15 protein-coding genes are annotated in these 17517 nt (G+C 66.2%); 6 read left to right on the forward strand and 9 right to left on the reverse strand.

The features are described 5' to 3' along the window. Window position 1: 1 nt before the first annotated feature. Together ADAD_RS0110110 and ADAD_RS0110115 are read left to right on the forward strand one after the other, a co-directional pair. Window positions 2–1651: a ribonuclease J gene (locus ADAD_RS0110110; RefSeq protein WP_010413375.1), complete on the forward strand. Its 1650-nt coding sequence runs from the start codon at window positions 2–4 to the stop codon at window positions 1649–1651. 1 nt (window position 1652) lies between these two features. After that, on the forward strand, window positions 1653–1931 hold the full coding sequence (locus ADAD_RS0110115) for a DUF1467 family protein (protein ID WP_010413377.1): 279 nt from the start codon (window positions 1653–1655) through the stop codon (window positions 1929–1931). Between the two features lie 16 nt (window positions 1932–1947). On the opposite strand, the gene ADAD_RS0110120 is transcribed toward ADAD_RS0110115, so the two are convergent. Further along, window positions 1948–4257, reverse strand: a complete 2310-nt coding sequence (locus ADAD_RS0110120; protein WP_010413379.1) for a hypothetical protein — start codon at window positions 4255–4257, stop codon at window positions 1948–1950. A gap of 205 nt (window positions 4258–4462) precedes the next feature. On the opposite strand from ADAD_RS0110120, the gene ADAD_RS0110125 reads away from it, so the two are divergent. From ADAD_RS0110125 to ADAD_RS15835, 3 genes are all read left to right on the forward strand, one after another. After that, window positions 4463–4774: a hypothetical protein gene (locus ADAD_RS0110125; protein ID WP_010413381.1), complete on the forward strand. Its 312-nt coding sequence runs from the start codon at window positions 4463–4465 to the stop codon at window positions 4772–4774. Window positions 4775–4958: 184 nt separating this feature from the next. Then, complete coding sequence (locus ADAD_RS0110130; RefSeq protein WP_237700810.1) at window positions 4959–5948, forward strand: hypothetical protein; 990 nt, start codon at window positions 4959–4961, stop codon at window positions 5946–5948. 6 nt (window positions 5949–5954) lie between these two features. Beyond that, window positions 5955–7367: a sensor histidine kinase gene (locus ADAD_RS15835; RefSeq protein WP_010413385.1), complete on the forward strand. Its 1413-nt coding sequence runs from the start codon at window positions 5955–5957 to the stop codon at window positions 7365–7367. 22 nt (window positions 7368–7389) lie between these two features. On the opposite strand, the gene ADAD_RS0110140 is transcribed toward ADAD_RS15835, so the two are convergent. After that, on the reverse strand, window positions 7390–8676 hold the full coding sequence (locus tag ADAD_RS0110140; RefSeq protein WP_010413386.1) for a citrate synthase: 1287 nt from the start codon (window positions 8674–8676) through the stop codon (window positions 7390–7392). Window positions 8677–8686: 10 nt separating this feature from the next. Then, the gene (gene gltX, locus ADAD_RS0110145; RefSeq protein WP_010413387.1) at window positions 8687–10132 is read right to left on the reverse strand and encodes a glutamate--tRNA ligase; all 1446 of its coding nucleotides are present in this window, start codon (window positions 10130–10132) and stop codon (window positions 8687–8689) included. 29 nt (window positions 10133–10161) lie between these two features. Here gltX and ADAD_RS0110150 point away from each other — a divergent pair, with 29 nt between their 5' ends. Next, complete coding sequence (locus ADAD_RS0110150; RefSeq protein ID WP_029140058.1) at window positions 10162–12423, forward strand: ComEC/Rec2 family competence protein; 2262 nt, start codon at window positions 10162–10164, stop codon at window positions 12421–12423. Here ADAD_RS0110150 and lexA read toward each other — a convergent pair. The 6 genes from lexA to ADAD_RS0110180 form a co-directional block, all read right to left on the reverse strand. Then, complete coding sequence (lexA, locus tag ADAD_RS0110155) at window positions 12420–13106, reverse strand: transcriptional repressor LexA (RefSeq protein WP_010413391.1); 687 nt, start codon at window positions 13104–13106, stop codon at window positions 12420–12422. The two genes, ADAD_RS0110150 and lexA, sit on opposite strands and share 4 nt — an antisense overlap. Before the next feature lie 76 nt (window positions 13107–13182). Continuing rightward, a complete protein-coding gene (locus ADAD_RS0110160; protein ID WP_010413393.1) occupies window positions 13183–14367 on the reverse strand; it encodes a molybdopterin molybdotransferase MoeA in 1185 nt (394 codons plus the stop codon). Next, window positions 14364–14846 (reverse strand): cyclic pyranopterin monophosphate synthase MoaC, encoded by a 483-nt coding sequence (moaC, locus tag ADAD_RS0110165; RefSeq protein ID WP_010413394.1) that lies wholly within the window; start codon window positions 14844–14846, stop codon window positions 14364–14366. The genes ADAD_RS0110160 and moaC overlap by 4 nt, the downstream gene beginning before the upstream one ends. A gap of 160 nt (window positions 14847–15006) precedes the next feature. Continuing rightward, window positions 15007–15798 (reverse strand): indole-3-glycerol phosphate synthase TrpC, encoded by a 792-nt coding sequence (gene trpC / locus ADAD_RS0110170; RefSeq protein WP_029140059.1) that lies wholly within the window; start codon window positions 15796–15798, stop codon window positions 15007–15009. 119 nt (window positions 15799–15917) lie between these two features. Next, window positions 15918–16910 (reverse strand): anthranilate phosphoribosyltransferase, encoded by a 993-nt coding sequence (trpD, locus tag ADAD_RS0110175; protein WP_010413399.1) that lies wholly within the window; start codon window positions 16908–16910, stop codon window positions 15918–15920. Beyond that, window positions 16907–17512 (reverse strand): anthranilate synthase component II, encoded by a 606-nt coding sequence (locus tag ADAD_RS0110180; protein WP_010413400.1) that lies wholly within the window; start codon window positions 17510–17512, stop codon window positions 16907–16909. Before ADAD_RS0110180 ends, trpD begins: the two co-directional genes overlap by 4 nt. Window positions 17513–17517 lie beyond the last annotated feature (5 nt).

The raw sequence follows: 17517 nt of genomic DNA on the forward strand, positions 1-17517 counted from the left end.
TATGAAAAAGAACTTCAAGCCGGAGAACGAACTCCTCTTCCTGGCGCTCGGCGGATCGGGCGAGATCGGGATGAACGTCAATCTCTACGGCTGCGACGGCAAGTGGCTGATGGTCGATCTCGGCATGACCTTCGGCGCGAACGAATACCCGGGTATCGAACTGGTCTTCGCCGATCTGGAATTCATCGAGGATCGCGCCAAGGATCTGCTCGGCATCGTGCTGACCCACGCGCACGAAGATCATATCGGTGCCATTCCCTATTTCGCAGCCGATCTGGGCGTGCCGCTTTACGCGACGCCCTTCACGGCCGAACTCGTCAGGCGCAAGTTGCAGGAGGCCCAGCTCGAAAAGGAGGTGCCACTGCACATCGTGCGCGAAGGCGACGATGACATGCAGATCGGGCCCTTCGGCATCCGCTACCTGCCGCTCGCCCACTCGATCGCGGAAGGCAATGCGCTGCTGATCGACACGCCCTATGGCAAGGTCTTCCATACCGGCGACTGGAAGCTGGACGAGGACCCTATCATCGGCGAGCCGACCACCGAGGAAGAGCTGCGCGCCATTGGCGACGAGGGCGTGCTGGCGCTGGTGTGCGACAGCACCAACGTCTTCAATCCCGAACCGAGCGGATCGGAAGGCGCCGTCTTCAAGGGCCTGCTGGAGGAAGTGCAGAACTGGCCGGACAGGCGCGTGGTCGTATCGACTTTCGCCTCCAACGTGGCCCGCCTGCACACGCTTGGCGAAATTGCCAGAGAGACGGGCCGCGAAATCGTGATCGCAGGCCGTTCGCTTGAGCGCATGCTCGAGGTCAGCCAGGAAAATGGCTACCTCACCGACTTTCCCGAGCGGGTCGATTGGGACACCGCGATGAACCTGCCGCGCGGCAAGGTGCTGATCATCGCCACCGGCGGGCAGGGCGAACCGCGCGCGGCACTGAGCCGGATGGCGGACAAGAACCACCCGCTCGAACTGTCGCGCGGCGATGTGGTGCTGTTCTCAAGCCGTCAGATTCCCGGCAATGAACTTTCCATCGGCAAGGTGATGAACCAGCTTGCCGAACGCGGGATCGAGATGGTGACGGACCGGCAGAGCATGATTCACGTCTCCGGCCATCCGGGGCGGCCCGAACTCCAGGCGCTCTACGAATGGCTGCAGCCCGAAGTGCTGGTGCCGGTGCATGGCGAGCTGCGCCACATGCAGGAGCAGGCACGCCTCGGGCTGGCGGAGGGCATTCCGCATGCGATCTTCCAGAAGAACGGCGATATCGTGAGCCTGGCCCCGGGCGAGCCCGGCAAGATCGGGCGGGTGCCGACCGGGCGCCTCGTACTGGATGGCGATCTCATCATTCCCGCAGACGGCGGCGCGATTACCGAAAGGCGGCGCCTTGCGCGCGATGGCGTGCTGATCGTGGCGGTGACAGGGCAGGAAGAGGTGACGATCCGCGCGCTCGGCCTGCCGCTGGACGAGGATTTCCCCGATTTCGAGGCCGAGGCCACGCGCGACATCCAGTCTGCCTTGCGCGGCCTGCGCGGGCGCGATGCGAAGGACCCCAAGGCCCGGCACGAAGCTGCACGCCTTGCCGCGCGCCGCGCTGCCAACCGCTGGTCGGGCAAGCGTCCGCAGGTCCAGGTCATCATGCCGGAGGCGTGAGATGAGTGGCTGGTCGATCCTCGCGATCTACATCCTGGTATGGATCTTCGTCGCCTTCGTGCTGCTGCCGTTCGGGGTGCGCACGGACGAGGAAATGGGCGTCGATCTGGTGCCGGGTCAGGCCGAGAGCGCGCCGGCCAATTTCCGGCCGGGCAGGCTGGCTCTGCGCGCTGCGGCGATTGCGGCCGTGCTGACGGCGATCTGGGTGCTCAACTGGGAGAACGGATGGGTCACGCGCGAGACATTCGACTTCCTGCTTCCGCCCGGCCAGCGCGGCTGATCCACCCGAAGGCGCGTCAGCTGGTCCGCAGCCGGTCGAGCGCCTGCGCCATCGCCACGTAGAGCTTTCCGACTTCGGAGCCCAGCAGCGTTACCGCCAGCGCATTGCCGTCTCGCGTGGACAGCAGCGTGCGCAGCATAGCCTCGAAATCGTGGATGTAGCGGTTGACGTGGGCGCGGAAATCATCGTCCTCGTCGTACAGCTCCGCGATCTCGCGCGCCTGCCGATTGTCGAGCAGACGGACCGCGCGACGGGTGAAGATGCCCCGATCCCCGCGCAGGTAGCTGGCCCATGCCGTGTCCGCGACTTCGCTCGACAGCGACTTGGTGATGTCGATGGCGTTGGAATTGAGGCTTTCGGTTATCAGCGCCACGCGCCGCGCGAAATCATGGTCGACCTGCTCTTCCGCCCGCTCGCGCGCGACGGACACGCGCGTCTCGAGGTTGCCGGCGAGTTCGTTCACCAGCGCGAGCTGATCGCGCAGCTGGCGGGCCGCCTCGCGCGCGGCTTCGGCGGATCGCTCGGTCGCCTGGCGCAGTTCGCCCAAGGCTTCGTCGGCCTGCGCCCGCATGGCATCTCCGACGCTCTCCGCGGCGTTCTCGCCGATCTGCGCGCCGAGTTCGCGGCCTTCGCCGCTGGCAAAGCTCTCCAGCAGCGCGTGCGCCTTTTCCGTCGAGCGTTCCAGCTGGCCGATCGCGCCGGTGACGTGCGTGGCAGTGGCCTCGGCAACGGCGCCCGCTTCCTCGTCGAGCAGGGCGAGGGCGGTGCGAAGCGCGGCGATATTCTCGCTCATGGTGTCGCGGGTTCTTGAGAGCCTGTCGTCGATCCGGTCGGCATCGGAGAGTATCTCCTGGCCCTTCTCGCGTGCGTCGATGACGTAGGCAGAGAGATGCTCGCTCTTCTGCGCGCCTTCGTCGATCGTGCGGCGCAGTTTCTCGCCGTTTTCCCGGAGGGTTTCGAGCCGTGCCTCGGCTGCTTCCATCGCCTGGGGCAGGACCTCGCGGCTATGCTTCGCACCTGCCTGGATGATCTCGAGCAGGCGCACACCCGCCTCGGTCGCGTCGTCGAGCGTTTCGCGCAAGGCTGCGAGATCGTCCGTACCGCTTTCCAGCCGTTCCTCGAGGGTTCGGGTCGAATCGAGAAGTGTGTCTCTGGCCCCGGATGCCTGCTGCGCGATTTCTTCGATCCGCGCGCTGGCACTGGCCATGCGATCTGCGGTTTCCTCGGCTGCTTCGGCAATCTCGCGGCTGATCGCCTGATGGCTTTCGCGCCGTTGCGTCACTGCCGCGTCGATTGCGGCGAGCCGGTTTTCGAGCGAGTTCATGGCCCGGCTCTCGACCTCTTCCAGCCGGGCGCGGCGGGCCTCGACCCATCCGACGAAATCCCTGTCGCGTGTGCGCATGGATTCGTCGATCCGCTCGGCTTCGTCGCGCAGACTGGCAAGCCGGTCCTGCGCCGATCCCATCGCCTGTTCGTCGATCGACTGGACGTGTGCGATTGCTTCGGTCAGCTGCTCGCGCAGCGTGTCGATCCGCTGTCGCGCTACCGCCAGCGCCTCATCCTCGCGTTCGTCCATCTCGCTGCGGAAGCTGTCGCTCCGCTCGCGCAGCGCGGCGAAGCGGGCATCGGCCATTGCTTCGAGTTCGGAAACGCGATCGCCCAGCGTGGTCAGCGTGCGGTCTACCTGGCTGTGGAAATGGAGCGCGTGCCGTTCCCCCGCTTCGCCGAATTCGTTGAGCTTCTCCAGCCCTTCGCGCAGGCGATGGAGCGCGCCCTGCGCCTTCTCGCCCGCCGAACCTACCGCATTGGCCGCATCGCGCGATGCGTTGGAGATGACTGGCAGATCGTCGCGCAGCTTGGCCATGTTGGCGAGCGCAGTTTCCGATACGCGGGCGATCCGTTCCACTTCTTCGCCGTTCTCGGCCACCAGCAGCTCGATCCGGTCGGCGTTCTCGGACAGGCGCGAGGCGGCCACGCGTCCATGCGTTTCCAGCTCGCGCGTCTGGCGGGTGAGGAAATCGCGCGCGAGGCCAAGCTCGCGGTTGACGGTGGAAAGCCGCGCTTCGAATTCACCGAGATCGGCTGCGGCGGCGCGTGCGGTCGCACGGAAATGCGCGCTCTGTCTGGCGGCGCGCTGGCTCGCCATATGCCATGCGAACAGGATCAGGAGCGCAGGCACCGCCCATGCGGTGATGGCCTCGCTCCATTCGGCAAGGTCCAGCGCGATGAAGCGCTGCGGCCCGTTCGCCAGCACGAAAAACCCGGTCCAGCCCAGCAGGGCGAGCGCGGCAATGGCCGTCGCAAGGGGGGCGGCAACCAGGGGCATCCGCTCCGGCACGGACGAATCCGCCGATGCTGCCAGCCCGTCCGCCGGCGCGGATTGCGTACCCTGTGCAGGTTGGGGCGAGCCAGCGTCGCGCCCTGCCTCATCAACGGCTCTGATCGAAGTACCCCCGTCCATGAACACGATCTATCACGTTTCCCCTGGCGTTAAACCCCGCGTTAACTGCCCGGCGCCTAGAAAAACGCTTATGGCTTTCGAAAATGCTGCCTTCACTGCGACGCTCGCCGCTGCCGCCGGCGACGACCCTGCGCTGCTCAGCGAGCTGCGCGGCGCATTTCGCGAAAGTCTTGCCTATCAGGTGGACCTGCTCAAGCGCGCGCGTTGCGACGGCAACTGGCTTGTCGCGGCGCAGCGGATCAAGGGCCTTGCTGCGAGCTTCCACGCCGACGAGCTGATCACGCTTGCCCAGCAGGCGGTAGAAGCTGCGCCGGGCGATCCCGTCGCCCTGCGTGGGCTGGACGGGTTTCTGGCCGACTTCGACAGCGTCCCGACCGACTGACCGCCACATCCCGCCGCAAATCAGCGCGCCAAACTGGCGCGCTCCATGCGCGATTCACATTTCTCATGCGATACACAGCCTGTCCCTGTCAGGGACTGCACGCGCCATGCTGCTGTGCTAAGCAGATATGCGGCAATCGATCAGGGATAATCGCCCCTTAACGATAGCGGGCTAAGCAAGGACGGTGACTGACAGCCAGATGACCAGCGTGCCGGAATCACTGCCGGAAACGATGCACGCCGACCAAGCGGTCGACGCGGCTCTGCGCGCCGAGCTGGCGCGCGGGGATATGGCGCTGTCCACGCTCACGCCGGTCCTCACCCATTTTCTCAACACGCAGGATCGCTCGCTGTTCAGCGATTCGATCATTGCGCGGGTGCGCGGCATGCTGCGCAGCGCGTCTTACAGATTGTTGCGCGTCGAAGCGGACGAGATCGGCGCGAACGATGTGTTCGCCTATGCCGAGGCGCGGGCCGATGCCCTGGGGGAAGAGCTTGCGCGGCACGCGGCATTCCTGGGCCATTGCCACGCGCTGGCGATCGAATGGCAGCTGGCGGACCGCCTGCGCGGACGCAACGGGATCGATCCTATTCTCTCCCCGCTGCTGCAATCGCTGATCGTGTCCGAGGATGCGGAACTGGCGGACGCTGCGATGGGTACGCTGGCGGCCCAGGCGCGCTTCATCGAACAGCAGAAGCGCATGGAAATGCCGCTTGCCGAACTGCCCGAAGACCAGTTCGCGAATTTCATCTCGGTCTGGCGCCGCCAGCGCGACGACCTGAGCGAAGACTTGGCCACCACGGTCGAAACGCGCATCCGCCAGATGCGTGCGGAAAACGAGGCGCGGCTTTCTCTGCTCGATCGCACGGTCGCCAGGCTGGACAAGCGCGCCGATGTCGCGCTGTCGCTGACCCATGCGGGGGCGGCGGTGTTTCTCACGGCGCTGGCGCACGGGGCAGGGCAGGAACGCGATATCGTGGTCGTGTCCACCAATGATCGCCAGCTGGTGCGTTTCGGCCTGTCGCTGCGCGCGGCGGGACTGAACCCGGCTGAGACGCGCGCGCAGCTGCGGTGCCTCCACCCCGATGCCACCATGCCCGCGATGATCGAGAAGGTAGCCACTTCCGACGCGCGGGCTCTCCTTGAATCCTCGCCTTTCGGGCATGCCGAGTAAGGGCAGATGGAAGCAGAACAGACATATATCGCGCGCGCGCGCACCGATGCGAAAGATCGCCTTGTTGCGGCGGACGAGCCTCTGGCGGCACTGCAACGCCGTTGTGGCGGCGAGATTCCCGGCACCATCGCGATTCCCGAACTGCGCGAACAGGTGCGCAAGGCGCGTCGCACCAACCTGCGGCTCGGGCGTACGATCCATGCTTATGACGGGACGGACCGGATCAAGGCATGGATGGAGATCGTGCCGGCGGACGAGGGTGAGGGCCCGGGGGGCGGAGATTCTGGCTGCACCATCGGTATCGTCACCTGGCAGGCGAGCCCGCCGCCCGTAGAGCGCGACGACGATGCCGCCGCGCGCCGCGATGCAATCGACGATGCGCTGGCCGAACTTCACGCACGGCTCGATCCCGATCAGAAGGTCCTCACCGTGCATACAGAGGCGGAGGATTTGCAGCCCCTGCTCAAGCGGATGAGCGAGAACCTGGGCCAGGTGTGGACCGATTTCGTCTCCATCGAGGGCAGCCAGCACGCGCAGCCTTTGCACTGGCGGCTGCTCGACCAGGCGCGCGTTTCCATCGAGGGGAGCCCGCGCAACTGGACCGCGCGGCTCATTCCGCTGGGCGCGCCCAATCCGGGATCGCAGGGCTTCGAACTCTACCTGGTCGCAAACCGGGCATGGGTGCGGCGCGAAAAGCGGCGCGACCGCCGGGCCGAGGACAATGGCGCTTCCATCGGGCGCGATCTTACACCGATCCTGCGCCAGCCGATTGCGCGGATCGTGGCCAATGCGGAAACGATCCGCTCTCGCCTCGCCGGGCCCTTGGGCGACGAATACAGCGATTATGCGCGCGACATCGTGAATGCCGGGCAGCACCTGCTATCGCTGGTGGACGATCTGACCGATCTGGAAGTGGTCGAGGCCGACGGCTTCCGCGCCGCGCCGGACGAGATCGACCTTGCCGACGTGGCGCAGCGCGCGGCGGGCATCCTAGCGGTGCGGGCGCAGGAAAAGAGCATCGACATCGCAGTTCCGCCCGCGGGTGCGAGCCAGCCCGCCACGGCCGAATTCCGCCGTGTGCTGCAGGTGCTGCTCAATCTGGTGGGCAACGCGATCCGCTATTCACCCGAAGGTTCGACCATCACGATCTGGCTCTCGCAGAGCAATGGTCGCGCAAGCGTTGCGGTTAGCGATGAAGGTCCCGGGCTCGATGCCCAGTCGCAGCGCATGGTGTTCGACAAGTTCGAACGCCTCGGCCGCAGCGGTGGCGGCGGCTCCGGCCTCGGGCTCTATATTTCGAAGCGGCTCGCGCAGGCGATGGGCGGCGACCTGAGCGTGGAGAGCACGCCGGGCCATGGCGCCACCTTCACGCTTACGGTGCCGAGTGGCGAAGCCGCGACCCAGCGCGACTTCGCCTGATTCTCGGTGCTGAGTTAGCCGATCAACGCTGGCCGACGGGCACGTAGTCGCGCTGCGACGGGCCGGTGTAGAGCTGGCGCGGACGGCCAATGACCTGAGCGGGATCGGAGATCATCTCGTTCCACTGCGCAACCCAGCCCACGGTGCGGGCGAGGGCGAACAGCGCGGTGAACATGGTGGTCGGGAAGCCGATCGCCGAAAGGATGATGCCCGAGTAGAAATCGACGTTCGGGAACAGCTTCTTCTCGATGAAATAGGGATCGTTCAGCGCCATTTCCTCGAGCCGGAGCGCGGTTTCGAAAACCGGATCGTCGACCTTGAGCGCGTTGAACACCTCGCGCACGGTTTCCTGCATCACGGTCGCGCGCGGGTCGTAGTTCTTGTACACGCGGTGGCCGAAACCCATCAGGCGGAACGGATCGTCCTTGTCCTTCGCGCGCTCGATATAGTGCGGAATCTTGTCCGGCGTGCCGATCTCGCGCAGCATGTTCAGCGCGGCTTCGTTGGCGCCGCCGTGGGCCGGACCCCACAGGCAGGCGATGCCCGCCGCGATGCAGGCGAAGGGGTTTGCGCCCGACGAACCGGCGAGGCGCACGGTGCTGGTCGAGGCATTCTGTTCGTGGTCGGCGTGGAGGATGAAGATGCGGTCCATCGCCTTTTCGACCTCGGGGATCACCTCGTATTCCTCGGCCGGAACGCCGAAGGTCATGCGCAGGAAATTGCCCGTGTAGCTGAGCGAGTTGTCAGGCTGCAGGAAGGGCTGGCCGAGCGAGTACTTGTAGGCCCAGGCCGCGATGGTCGGCATCTTGGCGATCAGGCGATGGCTCGAAATCTTCCGGTGTTCGGGATCCGAGATGTCGGTGCTGTCGTGGTAGAAGGCCGACAGGGCGCCCACCACGCCGCACATGATCGCCATCGGGTGCGCGTCGCGACGGAAGCCCTGATAGAACTGGCGCAGCTGATCGTGCAGCATGGTGTGCCGCGTGATCGTGTAGGTGAATTCGTCCAGTTCGCCCTGAGAGGGAAGCTCGTTGTTGAGCAGCAGGTAGGAGACTTCCATGAAGCTGGACTGTTCGGCGAGCTGACCGATGGGGTAGCCGCGGTGCAGCAGCACGCCTTCCTCGCCGTCGATGAAGGTCAGCGCGCTTTCGCAGCTGGCCGTCGACTTGAAGCCAGGGTCGTAGGTGAACTTGCCGGTCGTTCCGTAGAACTTGCGGATATCCATGACCTCGGGCCCGCACGTCCCCTCAAGGATCGGGAAGTCCTGCGTATTTCCGCCAATATCCAGCTTCGCTGTCGTATCCGACATGGGGGTCTCCTTAGTCTTGAGTATCTGTTGCCGGAGCTGCCTGCGCATCGATCCGCGCAAGCGACTCCTCTTTGCCGAGAAGGGCAAGAACGTCGAAAATCCCGGGACTTTGCGTAGACCCGGTGAGGGCTGCCCGAAGGGGCTGGGCAATCTTCCCGAGGCCTAGCTCGAGCCGTTCTGCAAGGGCCTTGGTAGTGGCTTCCAGTGCCTCGGTTGTCCAGTCGTTTTCGGCAGCCAGAGCCTTGTGAACCTCGGCCAGGCGCGCCCTTGCTTCATCATCCAGCAGGGCCGCCGCCTTTTCCGTCAGGTCGAGCGGGCGCTGCATGAACAAAAAGCGCGCATTGTCGGCGAGTTCGTTGGTGTCCTTCGCGCGGGTCTTGAGCACGGGCATGGCGCGCGTGAGCAGATCGCGGTCGATCTGAGCGTCGACACTGCCTGCCAGTTCTTCCGCAACCAGACCGGCCAGACGCGCATCGTCCGCCTCCCGGATGTAGTGGCCGTTGAGGTTCTGCAGCTTCTTGATGTCGAAGCGGGCGGGGCTGCGGCCCACACCATCCAGATCGAACAGCTCGATCGCTTCTGCCTGCGTGATTTCCTCGCGGTCGCCGTGGCCCCAGCCAAGGCGAAGCAGGTAGTTGAACAGGGCTTCGGGGAGGATCCCCAGTTCTTCGCGATAGGCTTCCACGCCCACCGCGCCGTGGCGCTTGGAAAGCTTGGCCCCGTCGCTTCCGTGGATCAGCGGCACGTGGGCATAGACCGGATCGGGCCAGTTGCCCTCGATCTGATGCATCGCGCGATAGATCGGCAGCTGGCGGAAGGCATTGTTGAGATGATCGTCGCCACGGATCACATGGGTCACGCCCATGTCGTGGTCGTCCACCACCACTGCCAGCATGTACGTCGGCGTGCCGTCCGCGCGCAGCAGGATGTAATCGTCGATCTCTTCGTTCTTCACCGTAACGCGGCCCTGCACGGCGTCTTCGATGATGGTCTCGCCATCCTTGGGCACCTTCAGGCGAACGGTGAAGGGCTTGCCTTCCTGGTCCGGACCGGGCTCGCGGTCGCGCCAGCGGCCATCATATCGCATCGGCTGCTTGTTGGCGCGCTGTTCGGCCCGCATCGCCTCGAGATCTTCGGGGGTGGCGTAGCAGCGATAGGCGTGGCCGTTTTCGAGCAGGATATTCGCGACTTGCGCGTGTCGCTCTGCCTGCTGCGTCTGGAAAACCGTCTCGCCATCGAAATCGAGACCCAGCCAGTCCAGCCCTTCGATGATCTTGTCGATCGCGTCCTGCGTGGAGCGCTTCTTGTCCGTATCCTCGATCCGCAGCAGCACCTTGCCGCCGTGGTGGCGCGCATAAAGCCAGTTGAACAGCGCGGTGCGCGCTCCGCCCAGATGCAGGTAGCCGGTCGGAGATGGAGCGAAGCGGGTAATGATCGTGCCGGTTTCGCTTGCCATCTAAGCGCGCTTCCTTTCCATTTCAGAGCATGGCCCCGCAGCCCATGTCCCACGATCCGTCAGCTGACGTAACGACCGGCCGCGGCAGTCGATCCGAGGTGACGGACAGCCGGGCGGCGCGCATGGGGCATGGTGCAGCGCAGCAGCGGCTTTGGCAGGTGGCCGGGCGCGTGTCCACCCCGGTTGAGAGGCTGACGCACCTCCTCGATGCGCAGCTTGGCAGAGCGGGACTGGAGCGGGGGCCCTGGGTGGTCGTTGCGGTGATCGCCGGGGTCGCGGCATGGTTCACCCTGCCGACGATGGTCACATGGCTGGCAGCCGCAGGTGTCGCGCTCGCGCTGGGGCTGTTCGGGCTGCTGCTCCTGCGGAGGGGGCGCGCACCCGATCTCGCGCTCGCGCTGCTGGCCATCGGGCTTGGCATCGCCTTCGGCATCGCCCTGATCTGGGCGCGTTCGGCCACGGTTGGGGCTCCGGCGATCGAGTACCCGCAGGTGCGCGCGATGCAGGCGCGGATCCTCGAGCGCGAGGAACAGCCCGCGCGCGAACGCGTCCGGCTTGTGCTCGCTGCGCGCGATGCAGAAGGTGCAGAGGCGATCAGGCTGCGCGTGAACGTACCGCTGGATAAGGCCACGCCGGCAATGCAGAGGGGCGCGGTCATCCGTCTGACCGCACGACTGATGCCGCCCGCTCCGCCGCTGGTGCCTGGTGGCTACGATTTCGCGCGCACCGCCTGGTTTCAGGGGCTGGCCGCGACTGGATCGGCCATGGGCGAGATAGAAGTCGTTGAGCCCGCGCCGCCGGGCTGGGGCGGGATCGCGAAGGTCCAGCGCGACCTCTCCGGGCACGTGCGCAGCCAGCTTGCCGGATCGGCCGGCAGCATCGCCGCAGCTTTCGCCAGCGGGGACCGTGGCGCCATTGCCGAGGCGGACGAAGACGCGATGCGCGACGCTGGGCTCACGCACCTGCTTTCGATCAGCGGCCTGCACGTGAGCGCGGTGATCGCTGCTGCGTACTTCCTTGCGCTCAAGCTGCTTGCCCTGTGGCCATGGCTCGCCCTCCGGGTGCGCCTGCCGGTGTTAGCGGCGGCGGTAGGTGCTCTGGCGGGGGTGGGATACACATTGCTGACCGGCGCCGAGGTGCCCACGGTACGCAGCTGTGCGGCCGCCGTACTGGTGCTGGTCGCGCTGGCTCTGGGCCGAGAGCCGCTTACCTTCCGCCTGCTGGCGGTGGCGGCGGGCTTCGTCCTGCTGTTGTGGCCCGAGAGTGTCGCCGGGCCGAGCTTCCAGATGAGCTTTGCCGCCGTCCTGGCCATCGTCGCCCTGCATAACAGCGCCCCGGTGCGCGCCTTCCTCGCCCCGCGAGAGGAGGGCTGGTGGATGCGCCCGCTGCGCGGTGGTGCGATGCTGCTGGTGACGGGCCTCGTCATCGAGATTGCGCTGATGCCGATCGTGCTGTTCCACTTCCACCGGGCCGGGTTCTACGGGGCGCTGGCCAACATGGTCGGCATACCGCTCGTCACCTTTGTCTCCATGCCGTTGATCGCGCTGGCACTCGCACTGGACCTGGTTGGTGCAGGAGCGCCCGTTTGGTGGCTGGTGGGCAAGTCGCTCGACCTGCTGCTGGGCATTGCGCACTTCACCGCGAGCAGGCCGGGGGCCGTAAAGCTGGCGCCGCACATGGGCAGCCTGCCTTTCTTCCTCTTCGTTGGCGGCGGGCTGTGGCTGGCGCTGTGGAGTGGGCGGGGCCGGATGCTGGGCCTGGCACCTGCGGTAATTGCCACCATCATAACGCTGGCAACACCGCGCCCCGACGTGCTGGTTTCGCGCGACGGGCGTCATGTCGGCATCATCGAGGATGGCGAGCTGCTGACCCTGCGCGACAGCCGGTCATCCTATGCCAGCGACACGCTGGCGGAACTCGGCGCACTCGACGGGCCACCGGTTCCGCTTGACCAGTGGCCTGGCGCGCGATGCAGCGCCGAGTTCTGCGTCGCCACGATCCACAGAGGCGGGGTGCCCTACCACCTCCTGCTGGCCCGGGGGCACGACTACGTGACCGAGCGCGATCTGGCGGCAGCCTGCGCCCGGGCAGACATCGTGGTCGCCGACCGATGGTTTCCCTATAGTTGCCGGCCCCGCTGGCTCAAGGCCGACAGGCGGATGCTGTCACAGACCGGCGGGCTGGCGATCCGCCTGGAGAGCCGCGACGTCCGGACGGTCGCGCAGGGGCAGGGCGCGCATGGCTGGTGGCACGGGGCCGGAGGTGTCGAACGCGCCGGCCGCGAACCTTAGTGATAGCGGCGCAACAGCCCCGCCAGCTTGCCCTGAACCTGCACGGCGCGGCTTTCGTAGATCTGCGGCTCGTAACTTGCATTCGCGGGATCGAGCCGGATGCGCCCGCCATCGCGCCACAGATATTTGAGCGTCGCTTCCTCGTTCTCTACCAGCGCGACCACGATATCGCCGTCGCGCGCGGTGTCGGAACGCCGGATGAGCGCGTAATCCCCATCGAAAATGCCCGCCTCGATCATCGAGTCGCCGGAGACTTCGAGCGCGAAATGCTCGCCCGGGCCGAGCAGGGCGGCAGGCACCGGGAGGCTCTGATGATCTTCCAGCGCTTCGATCGGCGCACCCGCCGCGATCCGCCCGTGCAGCGGAATGTCGATCACGTCGTTCGCCGCTTCGGGCATCTGCGCGGGAACGTTGGTCGTCCGGGCACCCAGATCGTTCGCGGGCTTCGGCATCGAACCGGCAATGGAACTTTCGGGCATCTTGAGCACTTCGAGTGCGCGCGCGCGATTGGGAAGACGACGGATGAAGCCGCGCTCTTCCAGAGCCGAAATCAGCCGGTGGACACCCGACTTGCTCTTGAGATCGAGCGCTTCCTTCATTTCCTCGAAAGAAGGCGAGATGCCGGTTTCTTCCAAACGCTCATGAATGAACCGGAGCAATTCATGCTGCTTCGCGGTCAACATCGGCCAGTCTCCGTATTTACCTGTTCGCGTGCGATGCGAACGAATGCGGAACAATTAGGCAACCCAAAATTGCAAGTCAAGCATATCCGCCATTTGCGAGCGGATAACATGGAACAAACGCACCCGGTTCGGATGCAACGGCATTCGCCGGACGGTCGATCAATACTTGGGCATCGGCGAGTGGACGCAGCGCCGAGCTATCCTGCACGGTCGCAGGCGTCACGCCCTGCGCGGTCCAGGATGCCCGCAGAAACTCGCGCCTTTTGCCGCCAGGGGGCAGGGCGGTGGCGAGCGGCATCGGGATCGGGCGCGTGAAGGACCGGGAGGCGCCTGCCAGCTTGCGAATGGCCGGAGCCATGAAGAGGAACCCGGTCACGAAGCTCGATACCGGATTGCCGGGGAGCCCCAGAACCACGCTGTGCCCGCGCCGTGCGACCAGCAGCGGCTTGCCCGGCTTGATCGCCACACGCCAGAAATCGAGCGAGAAGCCCGCCGCCTCCAACGCAGGCTTCACGAGATCATGCGGGCCGACCGAAGCGCCACCCGAGATCACGATCAGCGATGCGTGTGCAGCATCTTCGATGGCCCGGACCAGCGCGTCGGCATCATCGGGCACCGGGCCGGTTGCCGTGGCCTCGCCGCCGGCTTCGCGGGCCATCTGCGCCAGCATGGCGCCGTTTACCGCCGGTATCTTCGGGGCAGGGCAATCCTGCGGATCGGCGCAAAGCTCATCCCCGGATTCGATGATGGCCACGTGCGGCCTTTCATACACGACGATCTCGGGCAGGCCGCCCGCTCGGGCGAGCGCGATCTGCGCCGGGCCCATCCAGGTGCCCACCGTCAGCAGCGTGTCGCTTGCCTCGAGATCGAGACCGGCGCGGCGGATGAACCGGGCGGTTGGCGGTGCGCTGGAGGTCAGGCGGGATCCATCGACCTCCGCGTCTTCCTGCACCAGCACCGCATCCGCCCCCAGCGGCATCTGCGCACCGGTGGAAATGCGCACGGCGTCTCCCTTGCCAAGAACCTTGTCGTGCGGAGTACCTGCGCGCGATTCCCCCTTGATCCGCCACGGCCCTTCGCCGCAGGTCGCGTAGCCATCCATGGCGGACAGATCGACCGGGGGCTGGCTGCGCCGCGCGATGGCCGGTTCGGCGAGGAAGCGCCCGGCGCTGCCGTTGACCGGAATGGTGGTCGAATTGCCGGGGCCGAGCATGGCCAGCAGCCGCGCCTGCGCTTCTTCGAGGTCCAGCGGTGCGCTCATCCCGTCCGCTCGCTCGCATGCCAGTCGCCGGACTTGCCACCCGTCTTGGACAGCAGTCGCACTTCTTCGACGACCATGCCCTTATCCAGCGCCTTCGCCATGTCGTAGATGGTCAGCAGCGCGATGTTGCAGGCGACCATGGCTTCCATCTCCACGCCGGTCTTGCCGGTCAGCGAAGCGGTGGCGGTGACACGCACGCCCTGTTCCTCGACCGTGCACTCCACGCTCACGCTGTCGAGCGCGAGCGGGTGGCACAGCGGGATCAGCGCGCCCGTCTGTTTTGCGGCCATGATCCCGGCAATGCGGGCTGCGGCGAGCACATCGCCCTTGGGAACGGTGCCATCGCGGATGGCGGATAGCGCTTCCGGCTTCATCGCAATGCGCCCCGTGGCGGTGGCCGAACGCGCGGTTTGCGCCTTGGACCCCACATCGACCATGCGGGCCGCGCCCTGTTCGTCCAGGTGCGTGAGACCGCTCATCGGCTCGCTCCTGCAGAACGGCTGACACACCTGACACACTGTCCAGGGGCAAAAAAGCCGCCTGCCTGCATGGTGCGCAAAGGCGGGGCGAGATCATTCGGGGTGCACAGGGGGCGGGCCATGCGCCGACCATGCCATGCAAGGCGCTTGTAGGACAGACTCAGCGCTTCAGAAGATCGCGGGTCGCCGCCTCGATGTCCGTCTGCCGCATCAGGCTTTCCCCGACGAGGAACCCATGCGCGCCTGCCGCTTCCAGCCGGGCGCAGTCGGCCGCGCTGCCGATACCGCTTTCGGATATGATGAAGGCGCCCTCGGGCGCGAGCGGGATCAGCGCTTCGGTAGTGGCGATGTCGGTTTCGAAGCTGCGCAGGTCGCGGTTGTTGATGCCGATCAGGCGCGACTTGAGCTTGTGTGCCCGCTCCATCTCCGCCGCATCGTGGACTTCGACCAGTACGTCCATGTCGAGTTCGAGCGCCGCGGCTTCGATCTCTGCTGCCTGCTGGTCGGTAAGTGCGGCGACAATGACGAGGACGGCATCCGCTCCCATCGCGCGGGCTTCGCCGCACTGCCACGGATCGACCATGAAATCCTTGCGCAGGGCAGGGAGGGTGCAGGCCTCTCGCGCAGCAATCAGATAGTCTGCATGGCCCTGAAAATAGGGCGCGTCGGTGAGGACGGAAAGACAGCTAGCCCCGGCAGCGGCGTAGGCCTTCGCATGTTCGGCGGGCTGAAAATCCTCGCGGATCAATCCCTTGGAGGGCGAAGCTTTCTTGATTTCCGCGATCAGCGCGCGGCGCCCATCCGCGTGCGTCTTGCGCAGCGCAGCCTCGAACCCGCGCGGCGGGGCCTGCGCGGTGATCCGGGGGATCAGCGCGCCAACCTCGGTTTGAGCCTGGCGCTCGGCGACCTCGTCGCGCTTGGTGGCGCAGATTTCTTCGAGTTTGTTCAACAGTCTAACCTCAATGTCCGTCCACCCTGAGCCTGTCGAAGGGGCGCACTTTTCCTTTTCACGCCACACAAGAAGAAGGACGGTCCTTCGACAGGCTCAGGACGAGCGGTGCTTGTCGAAAATCACCTCGCCATCGCAATCCAGCGCTCGAGCAGCTGCTGTGCCCCGCCGCTGTCGATGGCCTCTGCGGCGCGCGCGGCTCCGTCTTTCCAGTCCTCGGTCTCCCCCGCCGCGATCAGCGCGGCGGCGGAGTTGAACAGCACTGCATCGCGGTAGGGGCCGGGCGTGCCCTGCAGCAGCGCGCTCAAGGCCTTGGCATTATGGGCCGGATCGCCGCCCCGGATCGCCTCGACCGGCGCGTGTTCGAGCCCCGCCATGCCTGCATCGACGCGCCGCATGACGAAGTTGTCACCGGTCACGTCCGCCATCTCGTTGCCCGCAGCGAGGCTCAATTCGTCGAGCCCTTCATCACCCGAAACGATCAGCGTCCGCTCGGACCCCAGACGCGAAGCGGCCTCGCCGTAGATCGGCACGTAGCCGGGGCGCGCGATGCCGATCAGCTGGCGCTTCACGCCGACCGGGTTCGACAGCGGGCCCATCAGGTTGAAGATCGTCCGGCGGCCCAGCTGCTTGCGGATCGGCTGGATGCGCCGCATCGCGGGGTGGTGATTGGGCGCGAAGAGGAAGCAGATGCCGATCTCGTTCAGCGTCTTTTCCGCCGTGCGTCCGGCAGCTTCCATGTCAAGGCCCAGCACCTCCAGCGTGTCCGCCACGCCCGAGAGCGAGGAGATCGCCCGGTTGCCATGCCGCGCCACGGGCACCCCGCAGGCCGCGACCACCAGGCCCACGGCGGTCGAGACGTTGAGCGTATGGTGTCCGTCGCCGCCCGTGCCGCACACGTCGATCGCATTGTCGGGCCCGTCGACCGGGATGTAGCGCGCCCTGAGCGCCCGCGCCGCGCCCGCAATCTCGTCGGCGGTTTCGCTGCGTTCGGTCATCGCGAGCAGGAAGCGGGCGATCTCCTGATCGGTGGCTTCCCCGTCGAGAATCCAGCCAAAGACCTCTTCGGCCTCGGCCTCGTTCATGTGCGGAACGGCGAGCGGGAGCGATTTCATGCCGCCTGCCTTTCGCGCGCTTCGATCCCGCAGATTTCGAGGAAATTGGCGAGCAGATCGTGCCCGTGCTGGGTCGCGATGCTTTCCGGATGGAACTGGACGCCGTGGATCGGCAGTTCGGCGTGGCGGAAGCCCATCACGCTGGTGCCGTCGAGCCCGGGCGTCTCGCTGGTCGCATTGACCACCAGCACCTCGGGAATGTCCTCGACCACCAGCGAGTGATAGCGGGTGGCATCGAAGGGGCTGGGGAGCCCGGCGAATACGCCGCTGCCGTCATGCGTTACCGCGCTGGTCTTGCCGTGCATCAGCCCGCCCTGCACGACGCGCCCGCCGAAATGCTGCCCGATCGCCTGATGGCCAAGGCACACGCCCAGCAGCGGCAGCTGCGCATCGGCGCAGGCGGCCACGGTGTCGAGCGTAATCCCTGCCTCGTTGGGCGTGCGCGGGCCGGGCGACAGGAGAATACCCTTCGCCCCGCTCGCCACCGCCTCGCGCGCGGTCAGCGCGTCGTTGCGCTCCACGCGCACCTCGGCCCCCAGCTCCATCAGGTAATGGACCAGGTTGAAGGTGAAGCTGTCGTAATTGTCGATGACGAGGATCATGTCCG

This window comes from Citromicrobium sp. JLT1363 (assembly GCF_000186705.1).
Lineage (GTDB): Bacteria > Pseudomonadota > Alphaproteobacteria > Sphingomonadales > Sphingomonadaceae > Alteriqipengyuania.

Coding starts and splice junctions, on each gene's coding strand:
- ADAD_RS0110110 (WP_010413375.1), top strand. CDS start 2: ATGAAAAAGAACTTCAAGCCGGAGAACGAACTCCTCTTCCTGGCGCTC.
- ADAD_RS0110115 (WP_010413377.1), top strand. CDS start 1,653: ATGAGTGGCTGGTCGATCCTCGCGATCTACATCCTGGTATGGATCTTC.
- ADAD_RS0110120 (WP_010413379.1), bottom strand. CDS start 4,257: ATGCCCCTGGTTGCCGCCCCCCTTGCGACGGCCATTGCCGCGCTCGCC.
- ADAD_RS0110125 (WP_010413381.1), top strand. CDS start 4,463: ATGGCTTTCGAAAATGCTGCCTTCACTGCGACGCTCGCCGCTGCCGCC.
- ADAD_RS15835 (WP_010413385.1), top strand. CDS start 5,955: ATGGAAGCAGAACAGACATATATCGCGCGCGCGCGCACCGATGCGAAA.
- ADAD_RS0110140 (WP_010413386.1), bottom strand. CDS start 8,676: ATGTCGGATACGACAGCGAAGCTGGATATTGGCGGAAATACGCAGGAC.
- gltX (WP_010413387.1), bottom strand. CDS start 10,132: ATGGCAAGCGAAACCGGCACGATCATTACCCGCTTCGCTCCATCTCCG.
- ADAD_RS0110150 (WP_029140058.1), top strand. CDS start 10,162: ATGGCCCCGCAGCCCATGTCCCACGATCCGTCAGCTGACGTAACGACC.
- lexA (WP_010413391.1), bottom strand. CDS start 13,106: ATGTTGACCGCGAAGCAGCATGAATTGCTCCGGTTCATTCATGAGCGT.
- ADAD_RS0110160 (WP_010413393.1), bottom strand. CDS start 14,367: ATGAGCGCACCGCTGGACCTCGAAGAAGCGCAGGCGCGGCTGCTGGCC.
- moaC (WP_010413394.1), bottom strand. CDS start 14,846: ATGAGCGGTCTCACGCACCTGGACGAACAGGGCGCGGCCCGCATGGTC.
- trpD (WP_010413399.1), bottom strand. CDS start 16,910: ATGAAATCGCTCCCGCTCGCCGTTCCGCACATGAACGAGGCCGAGGCC.
- ADAD_RS0110180 (WP_010413400.1), bottom strand. CDS start 17,512: ATGATCCTCGTCATCGACAATTACGACAGCTTCACCTTCAACCTGGTC.